This window comes from Flavobacterium piscisymbiosum (genome assembly GCF_020905295.1).
Classification (GTDB): domain Bacteria; phylum Bacteroidota; class Bacteroidia; order Flavobacteriales; family Flavobacteriaceae; genus Flavobacterium; species Flavobacterium piscisymbiosum.
Window position 1 is genome coordinate 4,773,118 of sequence record NZ_JAJJMM010000001.1, and the last position, 13,562, is coordinate 4,786,679.

Annotated in this window: 15 protein-coding genes; 2 read left to right on the forward strand and 13 right to left on the reverse strand. The window is 35.8% G+C overall.

From position 1 onward, the window contains the following. The first annotated feature begins 125 nt into the window (after nucleotides 1–125). The gene (locus LNP81_RS20550; RefSeq protein WP_230039085.1) at nucleotides 126–515 is read left to right on the forward strand and encodes a DoxX family protein; all 390 of its coding nucleotides are present in this window, start codon (nucleotides 126–128) and stop codon (nucleotides 513–515) included. A 226-nt stretch (nucleotides 516–741) separates the two neighbouring features. Further along, on the forward strand, nucleotides 742–1,542 hold the full coding sequence (locus LNP81_RS20555) for a DUF1223 domain-containing protein (protein WP_230039087.1): 801 nt from the start codon (nucleotides 742–744) through the stop codon (nucleotides 1,540–1,542). A gap of 197 nt (nucleotides 1,543–1,739) precedes the next feature. On the opposite strand, the gene LNP81_RS20560 is transcribed toward LNP81_RS20555, so the two are convergent. From LNP81_RS20560 to LNP81_RS20620, 13 genes are all read right to left on the reverse strand, one after another. Further along, a complete protein-coding gene (locus LNP81_RS20560) occupies nucleotides 1,740–2,507 on the reverse strand; it encodes a LytR/AlgR family response regulator transcription factor (RefSeq protein WP_230039088.1) in 768 nt (255 codons plus the stop codon). After that, nucleotides 2,488–3,504 carry a sensor histidine kinase gene (locus LNP81_RS20565; RefSeq protein ID WP_230039089.1) on the reverse strand — a complete coding sequence of 339 codons (1,017 nt, stop codon included), beginning with the start codon at nucleotides 3,502–3,504 and terminating at the stop codon, nucleotides 2,488–2,490. The genes LNP81_RS20560 and LNP81_RS20565 overlap by 20 nt, the downstream gene beginning before the upstream one ends. A 413-nt stretch (nucleotides 3,505–3,917) precedes the next feature. Next, on the reverse strand, nucleotides 3,918–4,322 hold the full coding sequence (locus LNP81_RS20570) for a hypothetical protein (RefSeq protein ID WP_230039090.1): 405 nt from the start codon (nucleotides 4,320–4,322) through the stop codon (nucleotides 3,918–3,920). A gap of 600 nt (nucleotides 4,323–4,922) precedes the next feature. Next, complete coding sequence (locus tag LNP81_RS20575) at nucleotides 4,923–5,603, reverse strand: metal-dependent hydrolase (RefSeq protein WP_230039091.1); 681 nt, start codon at nucleotides 5,601–5,603, stop codon at nucleotides 4,923–4,925. Between the two features lie 93 nt (nucleotides 5,604–5,696). Continuing rightward, nucleotides 5,697–6,467: a DUF1223 domain-containing protein gene (locus LNP81_RS20580; RefSeq protein ID WP_230039092.1), complete on the reverse strand. Its 771-nt coding sequence runs from the start codon at nucleotides 6,465–6,467 to the stop codon at nucleotides 5,697–5,699. A gap of 50 nt (nucleotides 6,468–6,517) precedes the next feature. Beyond that, nucleotides 6,518–6,928, reverse strand: a complete 411-nt coding sequence (locus LNP81_RS20585) for an organic hydroperoxide resistance protein (protein WP_230039093.1) — start codon at nucleotides 6,926–6,928, stop codon at nucleotides 6,518–6,520. A 286-nt stretch (nucleotides 6,929–7,214) separates the two neighbouring features. After that, nucleotides 7,215–8,231 carry an alpha/beta fold hydrolase gene (locus LNP81_RS20590; protein ID WP_230039095.1) on the reverse strand — a complete coding sequence of 339 codons (1,017 nt, stop codon included), beginning with the start codon at nucleotides 8,229–8,231 and terminating at the stop codon, nucleotides 7,215–7,217. Between the two features lie 137 nt (nucleotides 8,232–8,368). Then, complete coding sequence (locus tag LNP81_RS20595; RefSeq protein WP_230039097.1) at nucleotides 8,369–8,770, reverse strand: cupin domain-containing protein; 402 nt, start codon at nucleotides 8,768–8,770, stop codon at nucleotides 8,369–8,371. A 268-nt stretch (nucleotides 8,771–9,038) separates the two neighbouring features. Next, nucleotides 9,039–10,334 carry an epoxide hydrolase family protein gene (locus LNP81_RS20600; RefSeq protein ID WP_230039098.1) on the reverse strand — a complete coding sequence of 432 codons (1,296 nt, stop codon included), beginning with the start codon at nucleotides 10,332–10,334 and terminating at the stop codon, nucleotides 9,039–9,041. A 716-nt stretch (nucleotides 10,335–11,050) separates the two neighbouring features. Further along, nucleotides 11,051–12,136, reverse strand: coding sequence for an NAD(P)H-dependent flavin oxidoreductase (locus LNP81_RS20605; RefSeq protein ID WP_230039099.1), 1,086 nt, complete (start codon nucleotides 12,134–12,136; stop codon nucleotides 11,051–11,053). A gap of 17 nt (nucleotides 12,137–12,153) precedes the next feature. Then, complete coding sequence (locus LNP81_RS20610; RefSeq protein ID WP_230039100.1) at nucleotides 12,154–12,603, reverse strand: nuclear transport factor 2 family protein; 450 nt, start codon at nucleotides 12,601–12,603, stop codon at nucleotides 12,154–12,156. Nucleotides 12,604–12,607: 4 nt separating this feature from the next. After that, nucleotides 12,608–13,339, reverse strand: coding sequence for an SDR family NAD(P)-dependent oxidoreductase (locus LNP81_RS20615; RefSeq protein WP_230039101.1), 732 nt, complete (start codon nucleotides 13,337–13,339; stop codon nucleotides 12,608–12,610). Nucleotides 13,340–13,343: 4 nt separating this feature from the next. Further along, nucleotides 13,344–13,562 carry a tautomerase family protein gene (locus tag LNP81_RS20620; RefSeq protein WP_055095205.1) on the reverse strand — a complete coding sequence of 73 codons (219 nt, stop codon included), beginning with the start codon at nucleotides 13,560–13,562 and terminating at the stop codon, nucleotides 13,344–13,346.

Below are 13,562 nucleotides of genomic sequence, written 5' to 3' on the forward strand. Positions count from 1 at the left end.
AATTAGATCGGCTTAGAGATTGTCTATTTCAAAGTTTAAATTGTCCGTTTCAACATTATTTCAATTTTAAATTGATGACTTATGGCGCAAATTTGTCCTATAAATCAACTTAAAAAATAGAAATCATGACTACAAAAACAACAAAAATTATTTACTGGACAGGAATTATTCTAACTTCATTATGGTTTGGCGCCAGCGGTTTTTTCGAATTAACTACCAATCCTATTGTTTGGGCAATTACGCAACAATTGGGCTATCCGGAACATTTTATTTATTTACTGGGCGTAATGAAAGTTGCCGGAGTAATCACTTTATTGATTCCGAACAAATTATTGCGATGGAAAGAATGGGTATTTGCCGGAGTATTTTTTGATATCACTTTCGCCTTCTTTTCGAAACTTGCTGTGTTAGGTTTTTCTGCGACTACCGATGCTATTATTGCTTTTATAATGGTGAGTGTCACGTACATCATGTTTAGAAAATTGTACACGGCAACTTACGCACTACCCAATTAAGCATTAAAGCTTTACTGTTTTAATCCCGCAATCCCGATAGCACCCTACCGTTTGGAAACCAATACTATAGCTCAATTTTAAACACAAATTGCACTAATTGACACTAATTCATTTCGTGAAATTAATTTCACAAATTAAATTAAACGAATTAAAATTTGTTGTACTGATTTACAGACGGTAGGTTAGCATTGGGATTGCGCTTTTTCCAATCATTCAAAATAATCATATGAAAAATACACTTTTAATAAGCGCCCTCATTGCGCTTTCTGTACTCTTTTCTCTTAACTGCTTTATGTTTCCGGATAGTTACGAAGAACTATCCGGAAAGTTAAAATCAGAGAAAATCGAAATACAAACTTCTACTAATAAAGGATTTGCTGTTGTAGAACTTTTTACTTCCGAAGGTTGTTCGAGCTGTCCTCCTGCCGATGAATTGATGGCGAAATTACAAATCGAAAACAAAGACAAAAATATTTATTTCCTGGCATACCACGTAGATTATTGGGATCGTTTGGGTTGGAAAGATCAATTTAGTTCAAACGAATTTACGGTTCGCCAGCAACAATATCAAAAATGGCTGAATCTTTATGTGATGTATACACCTCAATTTATCATAAACGGAACTACAGAATTTGCGGGTTATAATGAAATAACACTTTCTAAAAAGATTTCTGATGCTTTGGCAACGCAACAAACTTCAAATCTGGAACTTAGTGCTCAATCTGATAAAGATTCTTTAGCAATTCATTTTAAAACCAATCTGTTAGAGAAAAACACCAATTTGTTTATTGCTACAATTCAAAAAGAAGCCATTTCGAAAGTAGCACGTGGCGAAAATAAAGGAAATACTTTGCAACATGTTCAGATTGTAAGGCAGCTTAAAAGTTTTGTTTTAAATGAAAAAGAAGGAAATATTGCCATTGAAAAATCTAAAAATTTCAATACAAAAGACTGGGAGTTAATAGGTTTTATTCAAAATACTTCGACTGGAAAAATAGCAATAGTAACAAAAGCTGATTTACAATAAATCAGCTTTTCATTCTTTACAATACTACAAATTGAAAATATCTAACTCATAGTAACATAGATTTTATAGTTTTTTTAGAATAACAAAAAAAGCAAGCTTTCTCACATAGCTAAACTATTGTGTATTAATGCAAAATGAAATGCCTTTATTCGCATTCTGAAATCTATGTTTCTATGTGTTTAAATTATCCTCAAAATTTACCTATTCTCTAACCAACTCAAAAACGCAGTGGCTTTATCTTTACCAACCAGTAATTTTTCTTCTGTTGGGATGGTTAATTTGAGGATTAACTTACGTGAAAAATAATGTTCTGCTTCTCTAATGGCAGAAAAGTTAACCAAATATTGTCTGTTAGTTCTAAAGAATTGCGTTGGCGATAAAAGTTTGTGAACTTCATCGAGAGATTGTGTTATTTGGTATTCGGCCTTATCGAAAGTCATAATCGTTGGCGTTTCGTTTTTGATATAAAAAAACGCAATATTCTCTGTTAGAATAGTTTGGTATTTGTTATTCTTAAAAACCAAAAAACTGCTTTTCCCTTTATTTTCGCCTGTTCTGGTTAGTAAATACTCGAAATCAGGCATTGCTTTTTTATTTCTTTGAAAGAAATTCTTCAACTCTCCCGCTTTCTTAATTGCCTGAGCGATGCTTTCTCTCGAGAATGGCTTTAGTACATAATCTATTCCGTTTGATTTGAAAGCTTCAATTGCGTAATCATCAAATGCCGTACAGAAAATTACAGGCGATAAAACTTCGACGTTTTTAAAAATTTCAAAACATAAACCATCGGCCAGTTGAATATCCATAAAAATAAGATCAGGCTGATCATTCTCTAACAAATAACTAACAGCGCCATCTATGCTTTGTATATACGACAAAATTTGAGCATCTGGCCTGATACTCAATATAAGCTGACCAAGTGCTTTGGCCGTTTTTACTTCATCTTCAATTATTATGATAGTCATAGGTCATTGGTATTTTTACTTTAAAAATAGTTTCGTTTTTATCGATTTCAATTTCTCTGTGAATCAAATGCGAAAAGCGCTGATTGATATTGTCCAATCCGACTCCGGTAGACAATACGCCTCTTTTAAGCTGAATCTGATTTTCGATCACCAGGAAATCTCCTTCGGTATATAATTTAATGTGTAAAGGTTTATCTAATGAAACCACGTTGTGTTTGATGCAGTTTTCGATTAGTAATTGCAAGGTAAAAGGCGGAACAGCCGAATCATATTGTCTTTGATCGACTTCGTTTTCCAGAACAAATCCGTCCTCGAAACGCGCTTTTAAGAGATAAACGTAAGAATCCAGAATCTGAAGTTCTTCTCGTAAGGGAATCAAATCCAGTTTCCTGCTTTCGAGCGTAAAACGATAAAAATCAGATAATTTAAGGATGAAATCAGAACTCTGCGGATCCTGAATATCCACCATCGATTTTAAAGTATTTAAACTATTAAACAAAAAATGCGGATTGACCTGTTGTTTTAAAAGTTCATATTGTGCGCCCAGATTGACGGCTTTGGTGCGTTCGAGTTCTACGCCCATTTGCTGGGTTTGGTAGTTTTGAAAAAGCAAATGCAGAAACATATAGACAATCAAATTGATTAAAACGCCTCGTAATTCGAACATAATTGGAGCGTCCATTTTTGATATTTGAAAAAGTTCCTGATGTCCGATTACCAAAATCACCATGACCACAATTCCCATGACAACACTCAGTAAAAGTTTCCAGTTGAACAAACTTTGATGGCTGCGCTGTGAAGAAAATTTAGGCAGGCTATACATGTTATAATACCATATAAAAACAGAAAACAGCAACGTAATAGAAGAGTTTATAATGATGTCTCCGGGTGTTGAATCGCCATCAAATAATTTGGGTATCGAAGCAAGAATCGCGAGTGCTATAGAACTTCCCCAAATGACTTTAGGGGAAACCTCAAAGCGTTTTACTTTTTCCATATTTGTGTTTGTTTTTTTAATCTTGCTTTTCAAAGATAATATATTTTAGAAGTATTTTATATCTGAAAATAGTGTCCCGATTATTTAGAAAAACATGCTTTTTTCTATTAATTAAATACTTTATATAATACATTAAAAATATCTGATTTTAATTTAGTTGAATTATTAATTTTATTCATTAAAGATTTAAGTTTAAAGTTCCTCTGCGCATTTTTGTCATTCCGAGGAATGAGGAAACTTCGAACGTAATTTCGCAATATAACTTCGCATCGAAAGTGCAATCTTTGTCGTGCTTATAGTGGAAATTCGTAGTTCCTCGGAATGATAAAAATGACGATTATCAATACTAAAAACGGATTCTTATCCCTTGAAAGGTCGTAAATCAAAATTATAAAGGTGCATATTAGCAAACCTTAAAAACTGTAAACCAATACTGTATCGCTAAATAAAGCCGGTTCATCAAAAACTAATTTTTTCTCTGTAAATCCCATCAAAGGATTTCCAAAGAGATTTATTTTGTCTTTATCAATCACTTTAATCATCGCAAGATTATGACCAGAAGCACGATTATTTTCGTTTAAAACCGTATTCCATTTTTGACTGGACAATTCCGAACGGAGATCTTTCGAAAATTTATTTAGCATTGAAATACTGTCATTCTCATTCGTGATAGATTTATTAAATATAAATCCTTCAAACATTTGATTATTTTGAAAATGTATAGCCTTATCTAAACTATTACTAGAATATTTTTGAGCATGAGATTCAACAGAAAAAAAGAAAAAAGCTAGGGCTAAAAAAGAGAATATTGGTTTCATAATGATAGTATTTAAGAGTTAAAAAGTGTTTTAATTTTAAACAAATTTATATTGTAACCCTTGAAATAAGAAGTCAAAAAAAGGTCAACCGGACAACTTAAAGCCTGAATTGGACATGCACTTATCTGAACTAGTTTTATGTTTTTTTCGAAGCAAAGATATTCTTGAATTGTTTCTCTAAAATAATCGCGCAATCCCGATAGCTATCGGGAGCCAAGGCGCAAAGAAAAATAAGCAAAAAGGCTAAACTTTGCGACTTGGCGTCTTTGCGCGAAATTAAATCTGCTTTGTAAAAAACAAAACCGGAAGAAATCTCCCGGCTGGTTTTTAAAATCCAAATCAAGTATGTCGCTCCGATGGAGCTTTTATATACTGTAAATGCTTTTATTTTCTATAAATATAACGCTCCGCCGGAGCTTTAACAATGATTATGTATCTATCTTCTATAAACATGGCGCTCCGCTGGAGCTATAAAAAAGAGTGAATAATTAAGTCCCAGCGGGACGTTATATTTATAGAAAAATTTATACCCTGTTTGATTAAACCCCAGAGGGGTGACATATTGAATATGGTACTATTTCAAAATATTATCTAAAACCCTTATAGATTTATGGTTTCACCAATATCAGGCAAATACAAACTCAAACCTGCGTTTTTGAATTCTTCAATTGCGTTGTTTTTATCCATTTTTATGAATCCGAAAGTATCATAATGAACTCCAATAACTTTTTGGGTTTTTACAAGCTCAGAAGCTTCAATAGCATCGTCGATTCCCATTGTCAATAAATCTCCTACGGGGAAAACGGCAAAATCTAAATCTACCCATTTCGCAACAAGGCTCATGTCTAATGTAAGCGCTGTGTCGCCGCTGTAATAAAAATTGCCTTCAGATGTTTTAAAGGCAAATCCGCTGGCAGATCCTGCGTAGGCACCGTCAGGAAAACTGCTTGAATGCTGAGCGATAAAAGCTTTTACAGTTCCAAATTCAAACGTTCCTTTACCACCCGGGTTTATTGGCTGTAGATTTTTAAGTCCGAGTTTACCAAAATAATGGTACAATTCCCAACTGCCAAATACAGTTGCTCCTGTCCGATTTGCAATGACTTCAACATCGAGCATATGATCAAAATGTCCGTGAGAAACAAAAATATAATCCGCCTTAATTGCGCTTATATCAATATCTTTTGCCAACTCGTTTCCTGAAATAAAAGGATCAAACAACAAGTTTTTGCCTCCTACTTCGACCGAAAAGCAAGAATGGCCGTAATACGTTACTTTCATATTTATATTTTTAAAATGATTAATTACACATACTAAATTACTAAAAATCAATTAATTAAAACTAAAGTCAGCTTTAGCGATTTTTATTCTTCTTTATAATAAAGGCTCCTGAAAAGCTGCTTTATTGGCGCCCAAAATGATTCCGTTGTTTCTGTCCTGCACAAAACCTATTACTTCCCAGTCTTTTGTATTAAAGTCTTTTGGCAAATGAATAATAGCAATTCCAGACCTGTCTTTGTTAAGATTTATAGTATGCAAATAATACACGATTTGATAATGCGATAAAATACGATGGGCATTCTCCCCTCTTTTTACATTGCTTTTGGCAGATTTCTGAACAATGGCAATCAATAAACGACTGTTTTTTGATATTCCTTCTATAGTATAATTCACAGAAAGAGTATTGTTGATTTCGCTTGCTTTTAAAGTCAAATCAGCAACTGCGGGCTTAGACAATGCTGTTTTAATGCCGTTTCTCACAACGGTTTCCTGCGAACCAATATAATTTGCTTTTCCGTTTATGATTAGTTGTGGCGTATAGATGGGTTCTTTTCCGAGAAATTTGGCATACTCGTATTGTCTTTGTGTATAATCAGGATTGCTAAAAATATCTTTCCAGCCTTGTTTGTCCCAATAGTCAACGTGATAAGCAAGAACATATAAATTGCTGTCTTTGTACTCGTTCTGAATTTTGCCCAGCAATTCATCCGCCGGAGGACAACTCGAGCAACCTTCTGATGTAAACAATTCTAAAAGGGCAAAACCTTTTTGCTCTTTTTTATCTGTAGCATTTTGTGCAACAGAAGTCATTCCAATAAGAAGCATCAAAGTGATAAAAACGGGTATTAATTTTATTTTTTTCATGATTTCTGTTTTAAAAACCTCTCCGGAAGAAGAGGTTTTCGTTTGATTGATTATATAATATTAATTGTCACATCAATATTTCCTCTTGTCGCTTTAGAATATGGACAGGTTTGATGCGCCATTGCTGTAAGTTCTTTTGCCACTTCAGGATCAATTCCAGGAAGGCTCACATTAAGACGCGCTTGCAAAGAATATTCTCCTTCTGTAACGCATAAATCTACTTCGGCATCTACAGCAGTTGCTACCGGAAGCTTAATTCCTAATTTTGAAGCTGCGATTCCCATTGCCCCAATAAAACAAGCCGACCATCCCGCTGCAAATAGCTGCTCCGGATTTGTTCCAGGACGTGATGTTCCCGGTGAACTTAGTTTAATATTCAATTGATCATCTGAACTTTGAGATGCTCCTTCACGACCGCCTGTTGTGTGTGTTTTTCCTGTATATAATACTTTTGTTTCCATGTTTTTGAAATTTAGATTTTAGACTTAAGATTTTAGATTATTTGAAATTTTAAATTGAATGCTTTATGATTTAACCGCAAAGCGTGCAAAGTTTTTTTGATATTGAAGGTTTTATAAAAACGCTAAGAGCGCAAAGCTTTGTGTAACTTTGTGTAAATCTTCGTGTTCTCTGTGGTAAATTTAACCGCAATGAGCGCAAAGCTTGTGTGCTTTAAAAATAAACCTTAGTGGACTTTGCGTAAATCCTTGCGCTCTTAGCGGTTAAACTTTTTGCGGTTAAATAACTTTACTTAGCCACATCAATTATCGCCTGAGCAAATGCTTTTGGATCTTCCTGCGGAACGTTGTGTCCAATTCCTTTTAAGATTCTGTGTTCGTATTTACCGGTGAATTTATTGGCGTAAGCTTTTCCGTCTATGCTAGCACCGTCGAAATCGCTTCCTATTGTGATTGTCGGAACTTTAATTGCTGGTCTTGTGGCCAATTTATTTTCTAAACTATCGTATTTAGATTCTCCTGGTTCCAGAGATTGTCTCCATCTGTAATTATGGATAACAATTGCTACGTGATCCGGATTATTAAAAGATTGTGCCGTTTGGTCGTACGTTGCTTTATCAAAATTCCATAACGGAGAAGCAATTTTCCAGATCAGTTTATTAAACTCATAAGTATTTTGGTTGTAGCCGAGTTTTCCTCTTTCGGTAGCAAAATAATATTGGTACCACCATCCTAATTCGGCTTGAGGAGGTAACGGTTTTAAATTCGCTTCCAGATTTACAATAAGGTAACCACTTACAGAAACCAATCCGTTTAGGCGTTCCGGCCAAAGTGCTGCCATCACGACCGCTGTTCTTGCTCCCCAATCAAATCCGCCAATAGTGGCTTTGTCAATTTTTAGTGCATCCATAAAAGCAATAATATCGCTTGCCAAAGCTGCCTGCTGTCCGTTTCTAAAAGTATCTTTAGAAAGAAAAGTGGTTGTTCCTGAGCCTCTTAAATAAGGCGTAAGAACTCTGTATCCTTTTGCAACTAAAATAGGCACCACTTCGTTATAACTGTGAATGTCGTACGGCCATCCGTGAAGCAAAATTACCGGAGTTCCGTTTGAAGGTCCTGCTTCAGTATACCCTACGTTTAATAATCCGGCATTAATTTGTTTTAAGGTTCCAAGAGAACTTGCCGTTGTTTGTTTCTCTGATTGCGCATTTACAAATGTCATTGTAAAAAATAAAGCTGCTATTAAAAGCATTTTAGAAGCTATTCTATTAGCGAAACTGCTTTTGTTATTGTGTATTGTTTTCATGATTATTGTTTTTTAATATTTTGATTATGAGTTAATTTCTTCGTCAAAAGTATTCTGATAACCATTCTTGTACAATCAGAAAATAGTTGAAACGGACGAAGTAAAACCTGAAACGGACAAACCTAAACCTGAGATTTTTATTTTTTCATCACTAAAATTGGTTTGCCTTTCTCGACGATATAGGTGGCTAACTCAGACGCTTTAGCATTGGTATAATTTTTTGCCGAGTGAAATTTTCCTGCCGGAATAAAAAGGACTTCTCCTGCTTTTAAGGTTACCGGCGTTTCATCTTCAATTTGATATTCCAGTGAACCTTCTATCACATAAATAATTTCTTCTCCCGGATGGGCGTGTTTGCCAAACGAAGTATGAGCATCAAAATCAATTCGGGCCTGAACCATTTCTTTTCCCGGACTACTTAGATCGTGTTTTTGTAAATCGGTTCTTTTTATGCCGCTTTGTTGTGCATGAGCATTTGATGGAGTGAATAATGCAATAAGACCTACGATCATAATTGCATATATTTTATTTGTTTTCATTTTGTTTGTTTTTTAGATTGTGTGTTAAATAATTTTTCTCGCAGATTTGGCAGATTGAGCAGATTTTTTTTAAATCTTTATAATTCTTTGCTTTTGATTTAAACACATAGAAACATAGTTTTACTGAATCAAGAAAGGGCGTTTCACTTTAAATAGTACCACATAGTTGTGCTATGTTTAAAAATCTTGATTTTTTAGAAAGAACTTTATGTAAATTATAAAATCTATGTTTCTATGTGTTTAAATAAATCTACACAACGATTTCTAGTTATTTTCTCAAAGATTTAAATGCCGCACGAAGTTCTTCCGTAAAAAGTTGTGGTTCTTCCCAGGAAGCAAAATGACCTCCTTTTGATACTTCATTAAAGTAAATCAGATTTTTATAACTTTTCTCTGTCCAGCTTTTTGGCGCCTGATAGATTTCTCCCGGAAAAACAGTTACAGCAACCGGAATTTTTATATCGTTTGTTTTTTGTTCAACCACATTAAAGTTGTTGGTATTATTTTCCCAATACAATTGTGCCGATGAGTTTGCTGTGTTCGTTAACCAATACAAAGTGATATCATCTAGCATTTCATCTTTCGTAAGTGATTTTTCTGCGTTTCCTCCACTATAGGTCCATTCGTTGAATTTATCTAAGAAAAAAGAAGCCAATCCAACAGGAGAATCTGTAAGTCCGTAGCCTAAAGTCTGAGGGCGTGTTACCATCATTCCCGCATAACCACCGCCTCTGGTGTATAATTTATTAAGAGATACAAAAGCTGCTTTTTCTTTAACCGATAATCCTTCAGGAGCCGGATCTCCGTCTTTTAAAGCTTTCGCAATATCTGCAGGAACTGTTGCAGGCATATTTACGTGAATCCCCAATAATCCTTCTGGAGCTTGGCGTGCCATGGCATCAGCAATTACAGAACCCCAATCTCCACCTTGTGATACATAAGTTTTATAACCCAAACGTTTCATCAAAATATCCCACGCATTTCCAATTTTTTCCGGTCCCCAGCCTGTTCCTGTTGGCTTTTCAGAAAAACCATAACCCGGCATTGACGGAATTACAAGATCAAAAGCGTCTTCGGCTTTTCCACCGTAAGCGGTAGGATCTGTTAAAGGTCCAATTACTTTCAAAAGTTCAAAGAAAGATCCTGGCCAACCGTGCGTAATTATTAATGGTAATGCGTTTTTATGTTTCGATTTAATGTGAATGAACTGAATGTCTAATCCGTCGATATTGGTGACAAATTGAGGCAATGCATTTAGTTTCGCTTCTGTTTTGCGCCAGTCATAAGTAGTACCCCAATATTTTACCAGACCTTGAATTTGCTGTAATTTAACACCTTGTGATTGGTCTGTAACCGTTTCTTTATCCGGCCATCTTGTAGCGTTTACACGAGTGCGAAGATCCATCAAGACTTCTTTCAAAATACTAATGTGATACGGGCGAATTGCTTCTGAATCTACTTTAGTTTGCTTTTTTTGTCCGAAGCTTGTTGTCGCAATCAGCATAAATGTTCCTGTAGCAATGGCGTTTAGGAAGCTGCGTTTGTTTGTTTTTATTGTTTCCATTTTGATTATAAATTTTGTTATTGTGATTAATTTCTTTGTCAAAAGTATCTCGATAACAAGCGATTTAAAATCAGTAAATAGTCTAAACGGACGAAGTTGAACCCGAAACGGACATTGTGGAAGTTGAAGGTTTTTAGGGTATTATTGTTATTTTATTTCAGGAGCTAATCTCGCACCCGAGCCTGAAAGTGCGAATTGGCGAAGCAATTCGTTTCAATCTTTTGTTTCCGTCGCGGCGGACACAAAAGGATTTCCACTTCTATCGGGGCTAGGGCTTTAGGTTTCATAAGAGTATTTTAGCTTATTTTGTCATTTCAGAAAAAATCTTCTATGTTCAAAGTTCTTCTGCGCATTTCTGTCATTTCGACGGAGGAGAAATCCTCGCAAGTAACTCCGCAACGAAAAACCAATCTTTGGCGAGTTTCTTGCGAGGATTTCTCCTTGCGTCGAAATGACAAGATTGCGGTCATTATCTGGAAAACTAAAACTCCTTATCCTTTGTCAAGGTTTTAAACCAACTGCTTAAAACTCTTATAAATGTATATATTCAAAGTTAGTCTGCGCATTTTTGGGTAAACTATGCGATACTATTAAAAGTGAAACGCCCTTTTTTACGCATTCCAAATCTATGTCTCTATTTGTTTAAAAAAACAATAACGCACAAAAAAAGCCTAATCTCTAAAATCAGGCTTTGTCCATTTGTATTTTCAATTTGATTATCCCTTCAAATCATTAAAATAAGCGTTCGTTTCTTCTATAAGCGAATGCATCAGTTCTTTCGCTTTGGTATGTTTTAAAATCGGTGCGATTTGTCCGCCCCAAAATAAAATCATGTCCCATTTTTGCTGATCAAGCGCTGCTTTTCGTAATGGTGATATAAGACTCGTTTGTAACGGGAACGGCAGCACATCTTTTTCTTTGCCTAAAATTTCTTTGGCAACTCTGCTGGTTAATCCGCGGCCCAAACGTCCTGTGTACGCACGTGATAAAGTAGTATATTTTGCTGCATCAGAGAATAACATTTCTCTATGAATGGGTAATGCGTTCGATTCGTCACAGGCCAGAAATGCAGTTCCTATCTGCGCCGCACTGGCGCCTAAGGCTAAAGCTGCAGCGACGCCTTTTCCGTTGGCAATTCCTCCGGCAGCAATTATTGGTGTTTTTACTTTTTCGCGAATGAGTTGTAGTAATACAAAAGTTCCTGTTAGTGATGATTCGGCGGAAGCCAAAAACGAAGGTCTGTGTCCACCCGCTTCAAAACCTGAGGCAATAATCATATCTACACCGGTACTTTCGAGAAAAATAGCTTCGTCTAAAGTCGTTGCCGCACCAACGGTTACGATTCCTGATCTTTTGCATTGTTCTAAAACATCGGCAGAAAGTGCTCCAAACATAAAACTGAATACTTTTGGTTTTATATCTAAAATTACTTCCAGCTGATTCTCAAATCTGGATTGAAACGGAGCAGGTTTTTCCGGTAACGGAATACCAACTTCATCAAAATAAGGTTTGAATAATGCTGCTGTTTTATCGTATTGATCGTCTGATAAACCTGATTGCGGAATATCATGATCAGAAACCCAGAGATTGATATTGTACGGTTTATTGGTTGCTGCTTTTAATTGTTTGTCGGCCTCGAAAATTTCCTGAGGTGACATTGTATAAGCTCCGTATCCGCCAAGTCCACCGGCTTTTGATACCGCGGCAGTTAACGCTACGGTTGATAAATTTCCGCCAAATGGTCCCTGCATTATAGGATAATCAATCCCTAATAATGCTGTAGCTTTTGTATTGTACCACATTGCTATCTTGTTTAAAGTTATTCGCTTGTATCGGTCAACATTTTATTGACGATAAGCCATTTTCCGTTAATCTTATGGAAAGATAAAAAATCCCGATAATTAAAGTCGTACATTTTAACATTAATTTCGGCTGTAGCTATTGAATTTACTACATTAATCTTCAAAATTTCTCCTTTGAAAGGTTTTCCTGAATCTTTAGGACTTTGTCTGTTTTTTACGCCGCTTAAATAAAGATCTACCGTTTTAAAATAAGGCTGTCCTTTAATATCTCCAAAAAGTAAAGCACTTTCATGAAAAATACTTCCCAAACGTCTTTCGTCTCCTTCGTAAATTCCTTTAAAATAATAATTTTCTAATGCATCAGTAATCGCTGACACGTCGGCCTGATTTTCCATTTTAATGTTATTTTGAGCTTTTATGCCCTGCAAAGTGCAGAGCATAAAAGCAATTAATAAAATAGTTTTCATTTAATTATAAGTTGTGTCCCGCTCCTTTACCGCCATCAACATTGATGATTGCACCGGTAATAAAACTGCTTTTGGCAACGGTATAGACCATTTCGGCTACGTCATCGACTTCTCCTACTCTGTTCAAAAGATGCAATCCGGCACTTTGATCTGATTTGTCTCCGTGCATTGGCGTGCGAATAACACCCGGCGCAACGGTATTGAAACGAATGTTTTGTTTACCAAATTCTGCTGCTAACTGAATCGTTAAGGCGTGAATGGCGCCTTTGCTTGATACGGGAGCCGAAGCCGGCCATCCGCCCAATCCGTGGTTGACCAAAGGAGTTCCTATGTTGATTACAACACCATCTTGTTGTTTCAACATTTGCGGAATAACAGATTGTGTAGTGAAATAAGTTCCTTTTAGGTTGGTGGTCAAAAATTTATCCAGATACGCTTCATCAACTTCCAAAAATGGTTTACTGTCGAAGATTCCGGCATTGTTTACCAATACATCTACAGAACCAAATTTTTCTAAAGCAATTTTTACCAATTGTTCTCCGGTTTGTTTTTTGCTCACATCTCCGGCAAACATGGCCAGATTGTCTCCTGCTCCAAATTCGTTGTAAGCACTTTCTAATGCCGATGGTGTTAACGAATTGATGACAACATTATCGCCTCTGTCCAAAAAGTATTTGGCGATTCCTTTTCCGATTCCCGAAGCTGCTCCGGTAACGATTATCGTTTGTTTTTTCATGATATTATTTTTTATCGGCTGTTATGCCTTTTTCTCTTAATACAGATACCTGATCTCCTGCGTAACCCCAATCGTCGAGTTCGATTTCCTGAATCACAACGTGGGTCAAATGCGGATCTTTGTTCAATACATCGGTAATCAGGTTGGTGATTCCGCTTATTAATTCTTGTTTTTGCTCGCGGGTAACACCTTCGCGCGTCAATTCGATTTTTACGTAAGGCAT

Excerpts from the sequence above, each read along its gene's own strand:
- LNP81_RS20550 (WP_230039085.1), top strand. The coding sequence starts at position 126 with ATGACTACAAAAACAACAAAAATTATTTACTGGACAGGAATTATTCTA.
- LNP81_RS20555 (WP_230039087.1), top strand. The coding sequence starts at position 742 with ATGAAAAATACACTTTTAATAAGCGCCCTCATTGCGCTTTCTGTACTC.
- LNP81_RS20560 (WP_230039088.1), bottom strand. The coding sequence starts at position 2,507 with ATGACTATCATAATAATTGAAGATGAAGTAAAAACGGCCAAAGCACTT.
- LNP81_RS20565 (WP_230039089.1), bottom strand. The coding sequence starts at position 3,504 with ATGGAAAAAGTAAAACGCTTTGAGGTTTCCCCTAAAGTCATTTGGGGA.
- LNP81_RS20570 (WP_230039090.1), bottom strand. The coding sequence starts at position 4,322 with ATGAAACCAATATTCTCTTTTTTAGCCCTAGCTTTTTTCTTTTTTTCT.
- LNP81_RS20575 (WP_230039091.1), bottom strand. The coding sequence starts at position 5,603 with ATGAAAGTAACGTATTACGGCCATTCTTGCTTTTCGGTCGAAGTAGGA.
- LNP81_RS20580 (WP_230039092.1), bottom strand. The coding sequence starts at position 6,467 with ATGAAAAAAATAAAATTAATACCCGTTTTTATCACTTTGATGCTTCTT.
- LNP81_RS20585 (WP_230039093.1), bottom strand. The coding sequence starts at position 6,928 with ATGGAAACAAAAGTATTATATACAGGAAAAACACACACAACAGGCGGT.
- LNP81_RS20590 (WP_230039095.1), bottom strand. The coding sequence starts at position 8,231 with ATGAAAACAATACACAATAACAAAAGCAGTTTCGCTAATAGAATAGCT.
- LNP81_RS20595 (WP_230039097.1), bottom strand. The coding sequence starts at position 8,770 with ATGAAAACAAATAAAATATATGCAATTATGATCGTAGGTCTTATTGCA.
- LNP81_RS20600 (WP_230039098.1), bottom strand. The coding sequence starts at position 10,334 with ATGGAAACAATAAAAACAAACAAACGCAGCTTCCTAAACGCCATTGCT.
- LNP81_RS20605 (WP_230039099.1), bottom strand. The coding sequence starts at position 12,136 with ATGTGGTACAATACAAAAGCTACAGCATTATTAGGGATTGATTATCCT.
- LNP81_RS20610 (WP_230039100.1), bottom strand. The coding sequence starts at position 12,603 with ATGAAAACTATTTTATTAATTGCTTTTATGCTCTGCACTTTGCAGGGC.
- LNP81_RS20615 (WP_230039101.1), bottom strand. The coding sequence starts at position 13,339 with ATGAAAAAACAAACGATAATCGTTACCGGAGCAGCTTCGGGAATCGGA.
- LNP81_RS20620 (WP_055095205.1), bottom strand. The coding sequence starts at position 13,562 with ATGCCTTACGTAAAAATCGAATTGACGCGCGAAGGTGTTACCCGCGAG.